The sequence below is a fragment of the Burkholderia sp. MSMB1078WGS genome (assembly GCF_001528895.1).
Taxonomy (GTDB): Bacteria; Pseudomonadota; Gammaproteobacteria; order Burkholderiales; family Burkholderiaceae; genus Burkholderia.
The window spans coordinates 102,610-119,307 of record NZ_LPDI01000101.1; the positions used below are offsets into that span (position 1 = coordinate 102,610).

Genomic DNA, 16,698 nt, shown 5'->3' on the forward strand with positions numbered 1-16,698 from the left:
CGGTATCCTGAAGGTTACTGAATGGTGATCGCACGCGGCTTCGATGCTTCGCGCCGGCCGACGCGAATCAGCAGGCAGCCGTTTTCGTAGCGGGCGCTGACCTGGTCGGGGTCCGAATCGCGCGGCAGTTCGACCACGCGGCGGAACGCGCCGTGAAAGCGCTCCTGCGCATACGTGCGCACGTCGTCGCCTTCGGTGCGCGGCGCCGGTTTGCGCTCGCCGCTGATCGTCAGCAGATCCTTGTCGATCGATACGTCGAAGTCGGCCGCGGCCATGCCGGGCGCGAATGCGACGATCTCGATCGCATCGTCGGTGGCGCCGACGTTGAGTGCGGGAAAGGCGCCGGGGCGCACCGCGCGGATGCCGGACGGGCGCTCGCCGAGCAGGCTCGCCATCTGCCGTTGCACACGGGCGAATTCGTCGAACAGGTCGTTGCCGAAATGGATACCGCTCATGTTGGTCCTCCTGAACAGGGAACGCGGGAGACGTGACGGCGCGACGCCTGCGGCGGGCGCGACGGGTGGCTCCACTGGATCGATACGGGGGCGGTGCGTTGCATGAGGCACTGCCCGACGACGCTTAATTAGTGGCCGCCGTCGCGCATTTCAAGAGGGATTGCGCGATCTGCGCCGACGCGTGCGCGCGGGATTCGATGCGACAATCGGCGCGGCATATCCGCAGACCAACCACACGGGACAACCATGGACATTCGACGTATCGCGATCATCGGCGCCGGCGTGATCGGCGCGAGCTGGGCCGCTTTCTACCTGACGCAGGGTTTCGACGTCGTCGCGACCGACCCGGCCCCGCAGGCCGATGCGCGGCTGCACGACGCGCTGGCCGCGTTTCTCGGCGAGCGGGCCGCCGAACTTGCCGCGCGGCTGTCGTTCGACGCGGATCTCGTGCGTGCGCTGGACGGCGTCGACTTCGTGCAGGAGAGCGGCCCCGAGCGACTCGACCTGAAGCGCGCGCTCTATCGTCAGATGGACGACGTGCTGCCCGCGCACGTGCCGATCGCGTCGAGCTCGTCGGGCCTGAAGATGTCCGATATCCAGACCGCGTGCGCGAAGCACCCGGAACGCTGCCTGATCGCGCATCCGTTCAATCCGCCGCACCTGATCCCGCTCGTCGAGCTGGTCGGCGGCGATGCGACCGGCCAGGACGTGATCGCGCGCGTGAAGCATTTCTACGACGGGCTCGGCAAGCAGACGATCGTCCTGAACAAGGAGATGACCGGCCACGTCGCGAATCGGCTCGCGGCCGCGCTGTTTCGCGAGGTGTATCACCTCGTCGGCGAAGGCGTCGTGAGCGTCGCCGACGCGGACAAGGCTGTCGCGTGGGGCCCCGGCCTGCGCTGGGGGCTGATGGGGCAGTGCCTGACCTATCACCTCGGCGGCGGCGCGGGCGGAATCGCGCACTTTCTCGAACACCTGTCGGGGCCGATCACGAGCTGGTGGGACGACCTCGGCACGCCTTCGTTCGATCCGGAAGTCGATCGCAAACTGAACGACGCGCTGCGCGCGATCCAGGGCGAGCGCTCGATGCAGGAGCTGGCGGCGGAGCGCGACCGGTTGCTCGTCGAGCTGATCGACGCGCGGCGCCGCAGCTTCCTGCCCTGATCCCGATTGAATCGCGCGCGGCGGCGGCGCCGGTCACTGCTGCGACGCCGCCTGAGGCGCGGGCGGCACATGGGCCAGCCACGCGGGGCTCGCGGCCTGCACGAGTTCGCGGTTGCGCGCGCGGGTCGCGGCGTCCGGCGGGTAATTGCCGTCGTTCGTCGGCAGTTCGCCGTCGAGATAGGCCTGCTTGAGCTGGTCGACGACTTCCGCGCGCGTCAGGCCCGGAGCGGGAGCCGACGCGTCGGTCTGGGCAAAGGCTGGGGACAGCAGCGCGGCTGCGGCGGTCGCGACGGCGAATCGCAGGACGGTCTTCATGGCGGGCTCCGATCAAGGGGACGGGGTACCGGAGGCGCGCGGCGATGTGCGGTGCGCCTCCGATGGGTCCCATTGTCGCGAGCGGGTGCTGCGCGGACGATGACGCGTGCCGGGCAAAGCTGTCAGGTGCGGGCGCGACCGCGCACGGCGCCGTTACAGCTCGGCCGCCGCCGCGATCAGCGTGGCTTCCAGCGCGAGCGTCGAGCGCGACGCGGCCGCCGGGCGATCGATCACGTATTCGAGTTCGCCGAGTTCCGGCAGTCCCGCCTCGAGCCGTGCGAGCCCGGCCGGGATCACGTAGCCGGCGAACGCACTGACGCCGAGCCCCGCGCTCGCGGCCGCCCGCAACACCGCGATGCTGCTGCTCACGACGGCGATCCGGTACGGGCGCCCGACGGCTTCGAGCGATTCGAGCACGCGGCGGCGCGACACGCTCGGCTCCGGATGCATCGCGAGCGGCAGCACGGCTTCGTGGCCGGTGATCCGCGAATCGGGGCCGGTGCACCAGTACAGCGGTTCGCTGCGGATCACGCGGCCGCGCCGGCTGCCGGCGATGCGTTTCGCGAACACGAGATCGTGCCGGCCTTCGTCGAGCGCGTCGAACAGGTCGCCCGACAGCCCGGTCGAAATCGCGAGTTCGACGTCCGGGTTGCGCTGCACGAAGCTCGCGAGCGCGGCCGTCAGGTGCGCCGACGCGAAATCCTCCGACATCGCGAGCCGCACCTTGCCCGACAGCGGCGGCCCGCATACCGACGTGACGGCCTCGTCCATCAGTTCGAGGATGCGCACCGCGTAGCGGAACAGCGCGTCGCCGTGCTGCGACAGGTGCACGTTGCGCGTGTCGCGCTCGAACAGCGGCCGGTCGAGCAGCTCCTCGAGGCGGCGGATATGCTGGCTGACGGTCGACTGCGACAGGTTCACGCGCTCGGACGCGGCGGTGAAGCTGCCGGACTGGGCGACGGCGACGAAGCTGCGCAGCAACTCGGGCGGTAACGGACGCATTGCTAAATCCACTGAATCGGTTTCGACAACTTCATAAATGGCCGGATTTTGCGGCGCTAGTATCGGATCACGCGCCAGTGCGGCCTCTGCGAAGGGGGCATCGGACGCGTAGCCCGTGTCGCGCCGCCGGCTGCATCGGTCAGTCTAAGCCATCCGGCGTCCGGCCCGAACCCGCATCATCCCATCGACCCCGAGAACGCGCTCGCACGACGAGCCGCCGGGCCGCGGCGCCCCGCCGCAGGAGACAAACAGTCCGCCCGGGATCGGCGTGCGGGCCTGGCTCCCGCACGCGTCAGGCGCCCGTCACGAAGAGACTGGAGACGACTCATGATCATCTACGGAACCGCGCTGCTGGCGTTCTGCCACCTGGCCGGACTGTTTCTCGGCGACCTGCTCGGCGCAGCCATCGGCGTGAAGACCAACGTCGGCGGCGTCGGCATCGCGATGCTGCTGCTGATCTGCCTGCGCCTGTGGCTGCACCGGCGCGGCTGGCTGCCGAAGGAGACCGAGGCCGGCGTCGGTTTCTGGGGCGCGATGTACATCCCGGTCGTCGTCGCGATGGCCGCGAACCAGAACGTCGTCGCCGCGCTCAAGGGCGGCCCGGTCGCGTTGCTGGCCGCCGTCGGCGCGGTCGCGATCTGCGCATGCTGCATCGCGGTACTCGCGCGCATGGGGCGCGACGACACGGCCTTCGCGGGCGTGCCGCAATTCGAAGAACAGTAACGGAGGCCGCCATGCTGCAGATGCTCGAAAAAACCGTCGCCCACAACGGGCTCGTCGCGTCGTTCGCGCTGGTCGGCCTGATCATGTGGCTGTCGTCGATCGCGTCGCGCAAGCTCACGTTCGGCCGCGTGCACGGCTCGGCGATCGCGATCGTCATCGGTCTCGTGCTCGCGTACGTCGGCGGCGCATTCACCGGCGGCGAGAAGGGATTGGCCGACGTCAAGCTGTTCGCCGGCATCGGCCTGATGGGCGGCGCGATGCTGCGCGATTTCGCGATCGTCGCGACCGCGTTCGAAGTGCAGCCGGCCGAGGCGCGCAAGGCCGGGCTCGTCGGCGTCGTGTCGCTGCTGCTCGGCACCGTGCTGCCGTTCATCGTCGGCGCGTGCGTCGCGCGCGCGTTCGGCTATACCGATGCGGTCAGCATGACGACCATCGGCGCGGGCGCCGTCACCTACATCGTCGGGCCCGTCACGGGTGCGGCGATCGGCGCGAGCTCCGACGTGATCGCGCTCAGCATCGCGACGGGGCTCGTCAAGGCGATCATCGTGATGGTCGGCACGCCGGTTGCGGCCAACTTCATGGGCCTGAAGACGCCGCGCTCCGCGATGATCTTCGGCGGGCTGGCCGGCACCGTCAGCGGCGTGAGCGCGGGGCTCGCCGCGACCGACCGCCGGCTCGTTCCGTACGGCGCGCTGGTCGCGACGTTCCATACCGGCGTCGGCTGCCTGCTCGGGCCTTCGCTGCTGTTCTTCACGACGCGCGCGCTGGTCGGTGCCTAGGGCCTGTTCACGCTAATAACGGGCTTGCGCTGGCTCCCAGAAGGGCCGAGCGCAAGGATTGCGACGAAGCGAATACTCGACGTATTCGCGAGGAGCGTGACGCGGCGCTCGGCCCTTCTGGGGGCCAGCCCCGCGAACGAATTTTTTCCAAACAGGGGAACGTGCCTTTCCGCCCGCATGGCGGCGTCGTTCGTCGTTGCAATAGCTACGGCTATTGCGCCTCCTTTCTCCTTGCCCTGCGGGCGGAAAGGCACGTTCGCAAGCCCGTTATTAGCGTGAACAGGCCCTAGGGCGATGGATGCGACCCGCGCGCGGGCCGCATCCATCGCGGCGCCCTCTGAGTCGCATTCTGCATCATCATCAATCGGCGGCGGCGCCAGGCTTAGAATGCCGCTGAACCATCGAAGCGGAGAACTGTTCATGACGGGATGGAATCACGCGCGGCAGGCGCGCGATGCACGCCTCGCGGCCGGTGCGGCCTACGCGCAGGGCAAGCGGGTCGATGCGCGCGACGCCGTCGCGTTGCTCGAAGCGGTGCTGCGGCCCGGCGACCGCGTCTGCCTCGAAGGCGACAACCAGAAGCAGGCCGATCTGCTCGCCACCGCGCTCGCCGACGTCGACAGCGCGAAGATCCACGGCCTGCACATGGTGCAGTCGGGCGTCGTGCTGCCCGAGCATCTCGACGTGTTCGAGCGCGGGATCGCGAAGCGTCTCGACTTCGCGTATTCGGGCCCGCAGTCGCAGCGCATTGCGAAGCTGCTGTTCGGCGGCAAGATCGCGCTCGGCGCGGTGCATACGTATCTCGAACTGTTCGCCCGCTACTTCATCGACCTCACGCCGCAGGTCGCGCTGATCGCGGCCGTGAGCGCCGATGCCGACGGTAACCTGTATACCGGCCCGAACACGGAGGACACGCCGACCGTCGTCGAGGCCACCGCGTTCAAGGACGGCATCGTGATCGCGCAGGTCGACCGCATCGTCGACAAGGTGCCGCGCGTCGACATCCCGGGCGATCGCGTGCATTTCGTCGTCGAGGCCGGCCGGCCGTTCTACGTCGAGCCGCTGTTTACGCGCGATCCGGCCGCGATCACCGAAACGCAGATCCTGACCGCGATGCTCGCGATCAAGGGCATCTACGAGCCCTACGGCATTCGCCGCCTGAATCACGGGATCGGCTTCAACACGGCCGCGATCGAGCTGCTGCTGCCGACCTACGGCGAGAAGCTCGGGCTGAAGGGCAAGGTCTGCACGCACTGGGCGCTCAATCCGCACCCGACGCTGATTCCCGCGATCGAATCGGGTTGGGTCGAGCAGATCCACTGCTTCGGCTCCGAAGTCGGGATGGACGACTACATCCGTGCGCGCTCCGACGTGTGGTTCACGGGCCCCGACGGTTCGCTGCGCTCGAACCGCGCGTTCTGCCAGACGGCCGGCCTCTATGCATGCGACATGTTCATCGGCTCGACGTTGCAGATCGACCTGGCAGGCCATTCGTCGACGGTCACGGCCGAGCGGATCGCCGGCTTCGGCGGCGCGCCGAACATGGGCAGCGACGCGCGCGGCCGCCGCCATCCGAGCGAGCCGTGGCTGAAGGCCGGCGCGCAAGCCGACCCCGACACGCCGGCCGCGCTGCGGCGTGGCCGCAAGCTGGTCGTGCAGATCGGCGAGACGTTCGGCGACAAGAACGTGCCGATGTTCGTCGAGAAGCTCGACGCGCTGAAGCTCGCCGACAAGCTGCAGCTCGACCTCGCGCCGATCATGGTGTATGGCGACGACGTCACGCACATCGTCACCGAGGAAGGGATCGCGAACCTGCTGATGTGCCGCGACAAGGACGAACGCGAGCACGCGATCCGCGGCGTCGCCGGCTATACGGACGTCGGCCGCGGCCGCGACCGGAAGCTGGTCGAGCGGCTGCGCGAGCGCGGCGTGATCCGCCGCCCGGAAGATCTCGGCATCGATCCGCTCGACGCCGACCGCCGCTGGCTTGCCGCGCGTTCGATCAAGGATCTCGTGCACTGGTCGGGCGGGCTCTATGCGCCGCCGGCCCGGTTCCGCAACTGGTGAGGAAGAGGGCATGGAACAGTTGAACTATCGCTTCACCGCGCGCGAACGCGCGAAGGGCGAGCAGCCCGCGGCGCTCGTCGGCGTGGTCGCGTCCGGCAACCTCGAGGTGCTGGTCGAGCGCGTGCTGCCCGGCAACGAATGCGAGATCGACATCCGCACCGCGGCCGTCGGTTTCGGCGCGGTCTGGCAGGCGGTCGTGTCGGATTTCGTCGAACGGCGCACGCCGGGCGGCCTGAGGCTGTCGATCAACGACGGCGGCGCGCGCCCCGACATGGTGTCGCTGCGGCTCGCGCAGGCCGTGCGCGCGATCGAGGGAGACGCATGATGAGCGACGTGATTCACGACGCGCCGGCGTTCGTCGCGAACGCGGCGAGCTGGTACGAAGCGTCGGCGCGGCAGCGTATCGACGGGCTGCTCGACGCAGGCAGCTTCGGCGAATTCCTGGGGCCGGCCGAGCGCGTGACGAGCCCGCACCTGCCGCTGTTCGATCTGCCGCAGCAGTTCGACGACGGGATGGTGGTCGGCCACGGCCGGCTCGACGGCCGGCCGGTGTTGGTCGCCGCGCAGGAGGGCCGCTTCATGGGCGGTGCGTTCGGCGAAGTGCACGGCGCGAAGCTCGTCGGGTTGCTGCGCGCCGCGCGCGAAGTCGGCAAGCCGGTGCTGATCCTGTTCGATACGGGCGGCGTGCGGCTGCAGGAAGCGAACGCGGGCGAGCTCGCGATCGCCGAGATCATGCGCGCGCTCGTCGAAGCGCGTGCGGCCGGCGTGCCCGTGATCGGGCTGATCGGCGGGCGGGCGGGCTGCTACGGCGGCGGCGGGTTGCTCGCCGCGTGCTGTTCGGCGCTCGCGGTGTCCGAGCAGGGGCGCATCAGCGTGTCGGGCCCCGAAGTGATCGAGACCAATCGCGGCGTCGAGGAATTCGACTCGAAGGATCGCGCGCTGATCTGGCGCACGATGGGCGGCAAGCACCGGCGGCTGATCGGCGGCGCCGATCGTTACGTGGCCGATACGCCGGACGCGTTCCGCGCGGCCGCGCTCGAGCTGATCGACCGAGCGCCGGCGTTCGATGCGGCGATGCTGCGCGCGGAGCAGGCGCGCCTCGAAGCACGGGTCGAGCGGTTCGGCGCCTGCCAGGATGCGCTCGACGTGTGGCGCATGCTCGGCGCGGATCGGCCGGAAGCGATTCCCGGCATGCCCGACGACGAATTCGCCACGCTCGCCGACCAGTTACAGGAGCAGAAATGAAACGACCCCCACGCTCACTTCGTTCGCTGCCCCCCGAAGGGGCGCCTGCCTCCGTTGGCGCGGCCCGTCGGGAGGCAGCATGACGCTCGATGAAGTACTGAACGCGCTGTTTCCCGCGGGCCATGCGATTGCGCGCAACGGCGGCTTGCTGACGGGCCACGCGGAACTGGCCGGCGTGCGCGTTGACGTGATCGGCGTTGCCGAGCGCTTGCCGTTCGGCATCGACGAGGCGCTGACGCTCGCGTCGCACGTGCTCGATACGGTCGCGCGCGGCGGCGACACGCCGATCCTCGTGCTGGTCGACAGCGACAGCCAGCGGATGAGCAAGCGCGACGAATTGCTCGGCCTGAACGAAGGGCTGTCGCATCTCGCGAAGTGCCTGATGCACGCGGATCTTGCCGGGCACCGGACGATCGGCGTGCTGTACGGCCACACGGCCGCCGGCGCGTTCATCGCGACCGCGCTCGCGACGCGCACGCTGCTCGCCGTGCCGGGCGCCGAGCCGGAGGTGATGGATCTGCCGTCGATGTCGCGCGTGACCAAGCTGCCGATCGACGTGCTGAAGGAGATGGCGCGTTCGACACCGGTGTTCGCGCCGGGGCTCGACAATCTCGTGAAGATGGGCGCCGTCGACGCCGTGCTCGATCCGTCCCGCGCGCTCGACGCGCAGGTCGGCGAATGGCTCGGCAAGCCGGCCGAGCGCATCGACCGGCGCGCGGCGCGCGGCCGGCCGGTCGCGACCGACGTCGCCGCCCGCGTCGAGGCACTCGCGCGTGCCGCCCGCTGAGCTGCCGCTGCGCCGCCACACGCTGGTCACGCTGACGGCGGCCGGGTGGGGCGCGGCATTTGCCCGCGACCCCGCGCTCGCGGGCGACCCGCTCGTACGCGCATGGGCCGCACGCGGCTGGCCGCTGATCGTGCGTCGCGCGTCGCCGGATGAAGCCGATGCCGGCCGCGTGCCGCTCGGTCTGCCGCTGCCGCCGTCGGCGGGCAAGCGGCGCATCGCGCTGAACGTGGCCGCCGATGCGCTCGCGACGGTCGGTCCGCTGCCGACGTTGACGGACGTGCGCGCCGCCGCGCCCGCCGCATGGCAGGCGCCGTTGCGCGATCTCGATGCGCTCGGCGCGCGCTGCGGCGTGCAGGGCCGCGTGTTCGGCAGCCTCGCATGGCAGGCGCTGACGGGGGAGCCTTACCTGAGCGCCTCATCCGATCTCGACATCGTATTCCCGCTGCCCGATCCCGCATCGCTCGCGCCGTTGCTCGACGGTCTCGCGGCGATCGACGCGCGCGCGCCGATGCGCATCGACGGCGAACTGCTGCGCGACGACGGCGCGGGCGTCAACTGGCGCGAACTGCACGCGCGGTTGCCCGAAGTCGCGGTGAAGACCGCGCTGGCCGTCGAGCTGATGCGCGCCGATGCATTTGCCGGAGGTACGCGATGAGCGCACGGGGTGCCTGCCGCCTGGCGGCGCCGTCCGATGCCGAGCGCATCGCCGCGCTGGCCGAGCGCAGCCTCGTGCTCGAGATCGAGACCTATCCGAAGCCGGGCCTCGTCAGTCACGTCGACACCGGCAGTCACGCGGACATGGACGCGGCGACGTTCGCGCGCAGCGCGGCCGTGCTGCGGCCGTATTTCGCGGAACTCGCCGACGCGGGCGCGCGCGACGCGGACATCGCCGTGCTGCGCAAGATCGGCCTGCGTGCCGAACACGCGATGCTCGCCGTGACCGGCGGCGTCAACACGCATCGCGGCGCGATCTTCGGGCTCGGGCTGCTGTGCGCGGCCGCCGGCCGGCGTGCGCGGCCGGACGCGATGCCGGATGGCACCACGCTCGGTGCGTTCGTGGCCGGTCGCTGGGGCGCCGAGATCCTCGGCGGCCCGCGTTTGCCGGACAGCCATGGCGAGCGCGCCAGCCGCCGCTACGGTGTCGGCGGAGCGCGTCGCGAGGCGGCCGAGGGCTTCCCGTCCGTGTACGCGGTCGGGCTGCCCGCGCTGCGCCGCGCACGGCGCGACCTGCCGGACGATCCGGAAGCCGCGCGGGTCGCCGCGTGCTTCGCGCTGATCGCCGTGCTCGACGACACGAATCTTCTGCATCGGGGCGGGCAGGGCGGCCTCGATTTCGCCCGCGCGACCGCCCGCGCGTTCGTCGCGCGCGGCGGTGTGCGGGCGTGCGACTGGCGGCTGCGCGCGGCGGCCGCGCATCGTGCGTTCGTCGCGCGCCGGCTGAGCCCGGGCGGCGCGGCCGACCTGCTCGCGATGAGCGTATTCGTCGATGCGCTCGAAGCCGAAGGGGACGCGCGATGACGCTGGCCATCCTGTGCTCGGGGCAGGGCGCGCAACGCGCCGACATGTTCGACCTGACCGGTTCGGCGCCGCAGGCCGACGCACTGTTCGTGCATGCGGGCCGCCTGCTCGGCGACGATCCACGTGCGTGGGTCCGGCACGCCGGGCCCGACGCGCTGTCGGAAAACCGCGCTGCTCAGATTCTCTGCACGGTCCAGGCGCTCGCGGCGGCGGCGCTGCTCGATGCGGTGTGGCCGCGCCGGCGCTGCGTCGCGGGCTACAGCGTCGGCGAGGTCGGCTCGTGGAGCGTCGCGGGGATGATCGACCCGCGCGATGCGCTCGATCTGGCCGCCGCGCGGGCCCGCGAGATGGATGCCGCGAGCGGCGGCGACGAGCGGATGGTGTTCGTGCGCGGTCTGACGCGCCCGCAACTCGCGCAGCTATGCGACGGTCGCGACGCGGCCATCGCGATCGCGAATCCCGGCGATGCGTTCGTGGTCGCGGGGCGACGCGCCGACGTCGATGCCGTGGCCGACGACGCGACGCGCGCCGGCGCGCTACGCGTCGCGCCCGTCTGCGTGCGGATCGCGTCGCACACACGCCGGCTCGCGGCGGCCGTACCCGCATTCCGCGCGACGCTGGCCGCGACGCCCGTGCGCCGGCCGGTGCCCGGCACGCGGCTGTTTTCGGGGATCGACGGCGCGTCGGTGCTCGATGTCGACACGGGCCTCGACAAACTCGCGCGGCAGATCGACGAGCCGGTCGAGTGGGCGGCCTGTCTCGCCGCGTGCGTGGAGGCCGGCGCAACCGCGTTTCTCGAACTCGGCCCCGGACGCGCGCTGGCCGAGATGGCCGCCGGCGCGTATCCTGCGCTGCCGGCACGCAGCCTCGCGGATTTCCGTTCCGTCGAAGGCGTGACGAGCTGGCTCGCGCGCGTCGCGGCCGGCTGATCGGCGGGTTGAAACCCGGCTGAAACCCGCCGCCGGGCACCTGTTTCGCACCGTGTGTTGCGCCGGCGCAGCAGCGTCGCAGCCGCCCCCTTGCCACGCGAATTGGCGTCGCTACAATGGCGCCCGCCATGAGACCAGCCGCCTTCTTTCTCGCCGCGTTCTGCTGCGCGACGAGCGTCCACGCCAGCCACATTCCGTCCGACGCCGCATCGGTCGGCACGTACTTTTCGTATGACAGCGCGGCGGCCGACGCGACCGTCGATCTGATCGAACAGGCGCAGCGCCGCGTGCTGCTGGCCGGCTATACGCAGGTGCCGCCGGCTGTCGCGAGCGCGCTGCGCTCGGCCCGCGCGCGCGGGATCGAAGTGCGCGTCGTGCTGGTGCGCCCGCCGCGTGCGGGCCGGTACAGCGGCGCCGGCTATCTGAAATCCGCGGGCATCGACGTCGCGATCGATTCCCGGCACGGCGGCCCCGCGTCGCGCTTCGCGATCGTCGACGACAGCGTCGCGTTGACGACCCTGTCCGACGGTGCGGCCGAGCACGCCGACACGGTGAACGTGTTCCGGCGCGCGCCCGAACTCGCACAGTCCTACGCGCAGTCGTTCTGGCGGCTGTACCGGCAGGCCGGCGGCCTCTGACCCTTTCCGCGGCGCATCGCGCGCCGGTATGACCCTGCTTGCATCGGCGCGAGCGATGAACCATCCTCGTTGACAGGCGCCGGCGCGGGTTGTGCGCACCCGGCGCAACGGCAGGGAGTCGATCGTGACCGAAAGCAGTTTTGCCGATCGCGCCGATGCCGGCCGCCAACTGGCGGACGCGTTGCGCGAATACGCGGGGCGAAGCGATGTGGTCGTGCTCGCGTTACCGCGCGGCGGCGTGCCCGTCGCGTATCCGGTCGCGTGCGCGCTGCACGCGCCGCTCGACGTGCTGGTCGTGCGCAAGCTCGGCGTGCCGTCCGACCCCGAGTTCGCGATGGGCGCGATCGCGACGGGCGGCGCGACCCATCTGCAACGTTCGGTGATCCGCGCGATGGACGTATCCGATACGCAACTCGCCGACGTGATCGCGCGCGAGACGGCCGAACTGCAGCGCCGCGAAGCGCTGTATCGCGGCGCGGTGCCGCCGCAGGCGGTGGACGGACGCATTGCGATCGTCGTCGACGACGGCGTCGCGACCGGCGCGTCGATGCGCGTCGCGCTGCAGGCGCTGCGCGAGCGCCACCCGGCGCGCATCGTCGCGGCGGTGCCGGTCGCGCCGGCGGGTGCGGCGCACGCGTTCGACGGCCTGGCCGACGCGTTCGTCACGGTGTCGCAGCCGCTGCGGTTCTTCGGGATCAGCCAGTTCTACGTGCGCTTCGAGCAGACGAGCGACGACGAGGTGCGTGCGCTGCTCGACGCGGCGCGCCCCTGACGCGGCGTCACGTCCGACGGCTCCGGCGCGGGCGCGCTCGGCCGGCTTCCGCCAGCGCGAACACGCGCTGCAGCGCCGGATGGACGTTGCCGTGCCAGCGTGGCCCCGTAAACAGCCCGTAGTGATCGCAATCGTCGATGTCGACGCGATGACGCTCGTCGGCCGACAGGCCGCTGCACAGGCCGAGCGCCGCATGCGTCTGCCCGGCGCCCGTGACCGCGTCGCGGGCGCCTTCGACGGTCAGCAGCATGACGTCGCGCAGCGCGGCGGGTTCGACGCGCCGGCCGCGCACGCGCCACGCGCCGGTCGCGAGCAGCATGCGCTGGAACACGACGTCGATCGTGTCGAGAAAATAGTCGGCCGGCATGTCGAGCAGCGCCGTGTATTCGTGCAGCGCCCGCCGGGCGTCGGCAAGCCCGTTCATGTCGAAACGCGACGCCGCCAGCGCGTAGGCTTCGATCAGCGTCAGAAAGCGTTGCGGATACAGGAGCGCGATCTCGCCCTGTTGCAGATAGGTCGGGAACACGGCGCGGCCGTGCCCCGCGAAGCCGGGCGGCACGATGTCGATCAGGTGGCGCCGGCACCAGTCGAGCGAATGGGCGGCGGCTGCGGCGCCAAGCGCGCTGGGGTTCAGCCGCGCGTCGAGCGGGCCGCCGATCAGCGTGATACTGGCGGGCGGCGCGAGGCCGCGCGCGGCACGCAGCGCGAGTGCGCCGAGCGCCGGGACGGTCGCCTGGCACACGGCGACGACGTGCAGCGGCCGATCGTCGCGCTGGAGGGTGCCGACGAAGCCGTCGAGCATCGCGACGTACTCGTCGAGCCCGAAACGGCCTGCCGCGAGCGGCACGTCGCGCGCATTGCGCCAGTCGGTCACGCAGACGTCGCCATCGGCGAGCAGCGTTTCGGCGGTTTCCCGCATCATCACGGCCGCGTGCCCGACGAGCGGCGCGCACAGCAATACCGTGCGGCGCGCATCGGCGTGCGCGAAGCGCCGCAAATCGCAAAACGGCGTGTGCTCGACGACTTGCTCGCCGACGTCCGGCCACGCGAGGTCGAAGCCCGGCGGCGCGGCCTGCGGCCCGAGCAGCGGTTCGAACAGGTCGTCGTAGCACGACGACGCGGCATGCGGCAGCGACGCCGCGGGCCACGCATCGAACGCGTATCGCGTCGCCGCGCGCCATGCGCGCATCCATTCCCGCTGCTGCTCGACGACGGCATACCACATGGCGGACCCTGGGGCGGAAGGAGCGTGAACCTGCATTATGGTCACTGTGGACGGGCAACGCGAGCCCGATGCGCGGCCGGCCGATGCGTGTCGAGCGAACGGCACGCTAGGCACTGCCGCGCGACGCTGCTACAGTCGTCGGTCCCATTTCCTCGAAGCGGAGCGTTTGCGATGAAGCTGATCGGCATGCTGGATTCCCCGTTCGTGCGCCGTGTCGCCATTTCGGCGAAGCTGCTCGACCTGCCGTTCGAACACGAGTCGATCTCGGTGTTTCGTCATGTCGAGCAATTCAGGACGATCAACCCGGTCGTCAAGGCGCCGACGCTCGTGACCGACGGCGGCGCGACGCTGATCGATTCGTCGCTGATCGTCGACTATCTCGACCACCTGGCCGCGCCGGAGCGGCGCCTGCTGCCCGACGCCGTCGATGCCCGGCTGCGCGCGCTGGTGCCGATCGGGTTCGCGCTGGCCGCCGCCGAGAAAACCGTGCAGGTCGTCTACGAGCAGGCGCTGCGGCCGTCGGACAAGCAGCACGAACCGTGGGTCGAGCGCGTGCTGAGCCAGCTCGAAGCCGCATACGGCGCACTGGAGCCGCTGGTCGCGGCCACCAACGGCTGGTTCGGCGGCGCGCGGCTGCTGCAGTCCGACGTGACGGTGGCGGTGGCGTGGCGTTTCACGCAATTCATGGCCGCCGATTACCCGGTGCTCGCGCGGATCGATCCGGCCCGTTATCCGGCGCTCGCCGAGCATTCCGCGCGGGCGGAAGCGCTGCCGGCCTTCGTCGAAACGCCGCTCGTCTAGGATTCGCGCGCCGGGCCGTCGCATAACGACGTTGAACGCCGCCGGCCCTTGTCCGGCCAGTCGCGGCCGATTGTTCTCGGCGGCTGACAAGTGACTTCGCATTCGCGCTGTTTATCCGGAGGCGACCGATCCCTAGAATCCACTCCATCGAATTACGCGTTGCCAGATGGAGCCGATGATGAAAGCCCTGATCGAATCGAGTCTGTACCACCCGTCCGTCGTGTTGCCGCTTGCCGCGCTGGCGCAGCTGATGGTCGAGCGCGATTTCAATCTCGGCCAGGTCGGGCTGATCGTCGCGGCGCGCGGCGCGCAGGCGGCCGTGTCGCGCTCGCGCGCGCTGATCTTCTGCCGTCACTGCGAAGCGCACGCATGAGCACGTTCGCGGCGCGCGAATGAAAAAAAGCCCGGCCGGCGCAAGCCGGTCGGGCGGATCGGGTTCGATCGGGCCCCGGCTTCGGCCGGGGCTTTTTCATTGGGTGACGCTCATGCGCGTGCGGGCGTCGCGATGCCGTAGATGTCCGCCTCGTCGTTCTCCTCGCGCAACTGGCGCGCGAGCTGGTGCGCTTCGTGGCGCGTCGCGACGGCCGGCGGCGAGCCCTTCAGCGGCTGGCGCGCGGTTTCGGCGAGCGCGACGACCGACACGACGCCGATCAGCGCGGCGCCCATCATGTAGTACGCGGGCATCATCAGGTTGTGCGTCACGTCGACGAGCCACGCGGTGACGAGCGGCGTCGTGCCGCCGAACAGCGACACCGACACGTTGAAGCCGATCGCGAGCGCGCCGTAACGGATCTCGGTCGGGAACAGCGCGGGCAGCGCCGACGGCATCACGCCGGTGAAGCACGACAGCAGCACGCCGAGGATCAGCAGGCCGCCGAACACCGACGCCGTGGTGCCCGCATGGATCAGCATCAGCGACGGGATCGACAGCACCAGCAGGCCGACGCAGCCGGCGAGCATCACCGGCTTGCGGCCGACCTTGTCCGACAGGCGGCCGGCGTACAGCGTCATCGGCATCATCAGCACCATCACGATCAGCACCAGCACGAGGCTGTGCGATTCGTCGAAATGCAGCGTCGACGACATGAAGCTCGGCAAGTACGACAGCACCATGTAGTCGGTCACGTTGAAGATCAGCACGAGGCCGACGCACAGCAGCAGCGCACGCCAGTTGCGCAGCAGCGTTTCGCGAAAGCGCGCCTTCGGCACGGCCTTGTCCTGCGCTTCGCGCTCTTCGGCCTGGCGCTTGAACGCGGGCGTTTCCTCGAGCTTCATCCGGATGTAGAGACCGATCAGGCCGAGCGGGCCGGCGATCAGGAACGGCACGCGCCAGCCCCACGACAGCAGCGCCTCCTGCGACAGCGACGCGGTGAGCAGCGCGACGACGCCCGCGCCCAGCACATAGCCGATCAGCGTGCCGAATTCGAGGAAGCTGCCCATGAAGCCGCGGCGCTTGTCGGTCGAGAACTCGGCGATGAAGGTGGCGGCGCCGCCGTACTCGCCGCCGGTCGAGAAGCCTTGCACCAGGCGGGCGACGAGCAGCAGCACGGGCGCCATGATGCCGATGGACGCATAGCTCGGGATCAGGCCGATCGCGAAGGTGCCGACGGCCATCATGATCATCGTGGCGGCGAGCACGCGCTGGCGGCCGATGCGGTCGCCGAGCGGGCCGAAGACCATGCCGCCGAGCGGGCGCACGAGGAACGCGGCCGCGAACGTGCCGAAGGTGGCGAGCAACTGCGCGGACGGGCTGCTGGACGGGAAGAACACCTTGCCGAGCGTGACGGCGATATAGCTGTAGACGCCGAAGTCGAACCATTCCATCGCATTGCCGATGGCCATCGCGCTGACGGCGCGCTTGAGCAGGCTCTGGTCGACGACGGTGATGTCGTCCACGGCGAGCGGGGCTTCGGCGGACGACGAAGCGGGGGAAGAGACAGCGGTCGGGCTGACGTGTGTTGCGGTCAAGGTCATGCACTCCTTTGACAGCGCCGGAACGGGCAGGCCGTCCGACACGGTTTGCCGGCGAGCGCGGGGTCGTGTGCTGCGCGTCGGGGCAGACCATCAAGCACTGACTGCGCAAGGCGCAGCAAAGGGCCAAGGGGCTGCTTCGACGCGGGCCCGATGGGCCGTCGCGACAGTGCGCTCATGAAGAAAGGGCCGCGTGATGCAGGCGGCAGATGCCGGTGCGGACGGTGGTCCGGCGTTCCGGCAACGCCCCGGAGGGGCAGCGAAACGAGAAAAGCGGGCCTGTCGGGCGGGCTTTCCTGTGGATGCA

The 16,698-nt window shown here is 70.4% G+C and carries 20 protein-coding genes; 14 read left to right on the plus strand and 6 right to left on the minus strand.

Annotated elements, in window-relative coordinates:
• Positions 1–14: 14 nt before the first annotated feature.
• Complete coding sequence (locus WT24_RS27045) at positions 15–455, minus strand: Hsp20/alpha crystallin family protein (RefSeq protein WP_060036356.1); 441 nt, start codon at positions 453–455, stop codon at positions 15–17.
• 246 nt (positions 456–701) lie between these two features.
• Between WT24_RS27045 and WT24_RS27050 the strand changes: the two genes are divergently transcribed.
• Complete coding sequence (locus tag WT24_RS27050) at positions 702–1,619, plus strand: 3-hydroxyacyl-CoA dehydrogenase NAD-binding domain-containing protein (RefSeq protein ID WP_060036357.1); 918 nt, start codon at positions 702–704, stop codon at positions 1,617–1,619.
• A 33-nt stretch (positions 1,620–1,652) separates the two neighbouring features.
• On the opposite strand, the gene WT24_RS27055 is transcribed toward WT24_RS27050, so the two are convergent.
• Together WT24_RS27055 and WT24_RS27060 are read right to left on the minus strand one after the other, a co-directional pair.
• A complete protein-coding gene (locus tag WT24_RS27055; protein WP_059501931.1) occupies positions 1,653–1,934 on the minus strand; it encodes a DUF4148 domain-containing protein in 282 nt (93 codons plus the stop codon).
• A 153-nt stretch (positions 1,935–2,087) separates the two neighbouring features.
• Complete coding sequence (locus tag WT24_RS27060; protein ID WP_059501933.1) at positions 2,088–2,936, minus strand: LysR substrate-binding domain-containing protein; 849 nt, start codon at positions 2,934–2,936, stop codon at positions 2,088–2,090.
• A 327-nt stretch (positions 2,937–3,263) separates the two neighbouring features.
• Here WT24_RS27060 and madL point away from each other — a divergent pair, with 327 nt between their 5' ends.
• The gene (gene madL / locus WT24_RS27065) at positions 3,264–3,659 is read left to right on the plus strand and encodes a malonate transporter subunit MadL (protein WP_059501935.1); all 396 of its coding nucleotides are present in this window, start codon (positions 3,264–3,266) and stop codon (positions 3,657–3,659) included.
• An 11-nt stretch (positions 3,660–3,670) separates the two neighbouring features.
• On the plus strand, positions 3,671–4,438 hold the full coding sequence (gene madM, locus WT24_RS27070) for a malonate transporter subunit MadM (RefSeq protein ID WP_059501937.1): 768 nt from the start codon (positions 3,671–3,673) through the stop codon (positions 4,436–4,438).
• Here the strand turns inward: madM and WT24_RS34695 are convergent.
• Positions 4,435–4,860: a hypothetical protein gene (locus WT24_RS34695; RefSeq protein WP_156441872.1), complete on the minus strand. Its 426-nt coding sequence runs from the start codon at positions 4,858–4,860 to the stop codon at positions 4,435–4,437. The genes madM and WT24_RS34695 overlap by 4 nt on opposite strands.
• Here WT24_RS34695 and mdcA point away from each other — a divergent pair.
• From mdcA to WT24_RS27115, 9 genes are all read left to right on the plus strand, one after another.
• Positions 4,859–6,505, plus strand: coding sequence for a malonate decarboxylase subunit alpha (gene mdcA / locus WT24_RS27075; protein WP_060036416.1), 1,647 nt, complete (start codon positions 4,859–4,861; stop codon positions 6,503–6,505). The two genes, WT24_RS34695 and mdcA, sit on opposite strands and share 2 nt — an antisense overlap.
• A gap of 10 nt (positions 6,506–6,515) precedes the next feature.
• On the plus strand, positions 6,516–6,830 hold the full coding sequence (gene mdcC, locus WT24_RS27080; RefSeq protein WP_059792383.1) for a malonate decarboxylase acyl carrier protein: 315 nt from the start codon (positions 6,516–6,518) through the stop codon (positions 6,828–6,830).
• Positions 6,827–7,750, plus strand: a complete 924-nt coding sequence (locus WT24_RS27085; protein ID WP_059501940.1) for a biotin-independent malonate decarboxylase subunit beta — start codon at positions 6,827–6,829, stop codon at positions 7,748–7,750. Before mdcC ends, WT24_RS27085 begins: the two co-directional genes overlap by 4 nt.
• 79 nt (positions 7,751–7,829) lie before the next feature.
• Positions 7,830–8,537, plus strand: a complete 708-nt coding sequence (mdcE, locus tag WT24_RS27090; protein WP_059501942.1) for a biotin-independent malonate decarboxylase subunit gamma — start codon at positions 7,830–7,832, stop codon at positions 8,535–8,537.
• Positions 8,524–9,192 (plus strand): malonate decarboxylase holo-[acyl-carrier-protein] synthase, encoded by a 669-nt coding sequence (mdcG, locus tag WT24_RS27095; RefSeq protein WP_060036358.1) that lies wholly within the window; start codon positions 8,524–8,526, stop codon positions 9,190–9,192. Before mdcE ends, mdcG begins: the two co-directional genes overlap by 14 nt.
• Positions 9,189–10,055, plus strand: a complete 867-nt coding sequence (mdcB, locus tag WT24_RS27100; protein ID WP_060036359.1) for a triphosphoribosyl-dephospho-CoA synthase MdcB — start codon at positions 9,189–9,191, stop codon at positions 10,053–10,055. Before mdcG ends, mdcB begins: the two co-directional genes overlap by 4 nt.
• A complete protein-coding gene (locus tag WT24_RS27105; RefSeq protein WP_060036360.1) occupies positions 10,052–10,984 on the plus strand; it encodes an acyltransferase domain-containing protein in 933 nt (310 codons plus the stop codon). The genes mdcB and WT24_RS27105 overlap by 4 nt, the downstream gene beginning before the upstream one ends.
• A gap of 116 nt (positions 10,985–11,100) precedes the next feature.
• Positions 11,101–11,622 carry a phospholipase D-like domain-containing protein gene (locus WT24_RS27110; protein ID WP_059501953.1) on the plus strand — a complete coding sequence of 174 codons (522 nt, stop codon included), beginning with the start codon at positions 11,101–11,103 and terminating at the stop codon, positions 11,620–11,622.
• A gap of 124 nt (positions 11,623–11,746) precedes the next feature.
• A complete protein-coding gene (locus WT24_RS27115; protein ID WP_060036417.1) occupies positions 11,747–12,394 on the plus strand; it encodes a phosphoribosyltransferase in 648 nt (215 codons plus the stop codon).
• A gap of 7 nt (positions 12,395–12,401) precedes the next feature.
• Here the strand turns inward: WT24_RS27115 and WT24_RS27120 are convergent, their stop codons facing one another.
• Entirely contained in the window at positions 12,402–13,619 is a 1,218-nt protein-coding gene (locus WT24_RS27120; protein ID WP_060036361.1) for a polyhydroxyalkanoate depolymerase, read from the minus strand.
• 171 nt (positions 13,620–13,790) lie between these two features.
• Between WT24_RS27120 and WT24_RS27125 the strand changes: the two genes are divergently transcribed.
• Positions 13,791–14,420 (plus strand): glutathione S-transferase family protein, encoded by a 630-nt coding sequence (locus WT24_RS27125; RefSeq protein WP_059792394.1) that lies wholly within the window; start codon positions 13,791–13,793, stop codon positions 14,418–14,420.
• A 175-nt stretch (positions 14,421–14,595) separates the two neighbouring features.
• Entirely contained in the window at positions 14,596–14,793 is a 198-nt protein-coding gene (locus WT24_RS27130; protein WP_034207872.1) for a hypothetical protein, read from the plus strand.
• Between the two features lie 110 nt (positions 14,794–14,903).
• On the opposite strand, the gene proP is transcribed toward WT24_RS27130, so the two are convergent.
• Positions 14,904–16,394 (minus strand): glycine betaine/L-proline transporter ProP, encoded by a 1,491-nt coding sequence (proP, locus tag WT24_RS27135; RefSeq protein WP_060036362.1) that lies wholly within the window; start codon positions 16,392–16,394, stop codon positions 14,904–14,906.
• Positions 16,395–16,698: the final 304 nt, after the last annotated feature.

Coding starts and splice junctions, on each gene's coding strand:
- WT24_RS27130 (WP_034207872.1), top strand. CDS start 14,596: ATGATGAAAGCCCTGATCGAATCGAGTCTGTACCACCCGTCCGTCGTG.
- proP (WP_060036362.1), bottom strand. CDS start 16,394: ATGACCTTGACCGCAACACACGTCAGCCCGACCGCTGTCTCTTCCCCC.
- WT24_RS27125 (WP_059792394.1), top strand. CDS start 13,791: ATGAAGCTGATCGGCATGCTGGATTCCCCGTTCGTGCGCCGTGTCGCC.
- mdcC (WP_059792383.1), top strand. CDS start 6,516: ATGGAACAGTTGAACTATCGCTTCACCGCGCGCGAACGCGCGAAGGGC.
- madM (WP_059501937.1), top strand. CDS start 3,671: ATGCTGCAGATGCTCGAAAAAACCGTCGCCCACAACGGGCTCGTCGCG.
- mdcA (WP_060036416.1), top strand. CDS start 4,859: ATGACGGGATGGAATCACGCGCGGCAGGCGCGCGATGCACGCCTCGCG.
- WT24_RS27105 (WP_060036360.1), top strand. CDS start 10,052: ATGACGCTGGCCATCCTGTGCTCGGGGCAGGGCGCGCAACGCGCCGAC.
- WT24_RS27120 (WP_060036361.1), bottom strand. CDS start 13,619: ATGTGGTATGCCGTCGTCGAGCAGCAGCGGGAATGGATGCGCGCATGG.
- madL (WP_059501935.1), top strand. CDS start 3,264: ATGATCATCTACGGAACCGCGCTGCTGGCGTTCTGCCACCTGGCCGGA.
- WT24_RS27110 (WP_059501953.1), top strand. CDS start 11,101: ATGGCGCCCGCCATGAGACCAGCCGCCTTCTTTCTCGCCGCGTTCTGC.
- WT24_RS27085 (WP_059501940.1), top strand. CDS start 6,827: ATGATGAGCGACGTGATTCACGACGCGCCGGCGTTCGTCGCGAACGCG.
- WT24_RS27055 (WP_059501931.1), bottom strand. CDS start 1,934: ATGAAGACCGTCCTGCGATTCGCCGTCGCGACCGCCGCAGCCGCGCTG.
- WT24_RS34695 (WP_156441872.1), bottom strand. CDS start 4,860: ATGAACAGTTCTCCGCTTCGATGGTTCAGCGGCATTCTAAGCCTGGCG.
- WT24_RS27045 (WP_060036356.1), bottom strand. CDS start 455: ATGAGCGGTATCCATTTCGGCAACGACCTGTTCGACGAATTCGCCCGT.
- mdcB (WP_060036359.1), top strand. CDS start 9,189: ATGAGCGCACGGGGTGCCTGCCGCCTGGCGGCGCCGTCCGATGCCGAG.
- WT24_RS27060 (WP_059501933.1), bottom strand. CDS start 2,936: ATGCGTCCGTTACCGCCCGAGTTGCTGCGCAGCTTCGTCGCCGTCGCC.
- WT24_RS27050 (WP_060036357.1), top strand. CDS start 702: ATGGACATTCGACGTATCGCGATCATCGGCGCCGGCGTGATCGGCGCG.
- mdcE (WP_059501942.1), top strand. CDS start 7,830: ATGACGCTCGATGAAGTACTGAACGCGCTGTTTCCCGCGGGCCATGCG.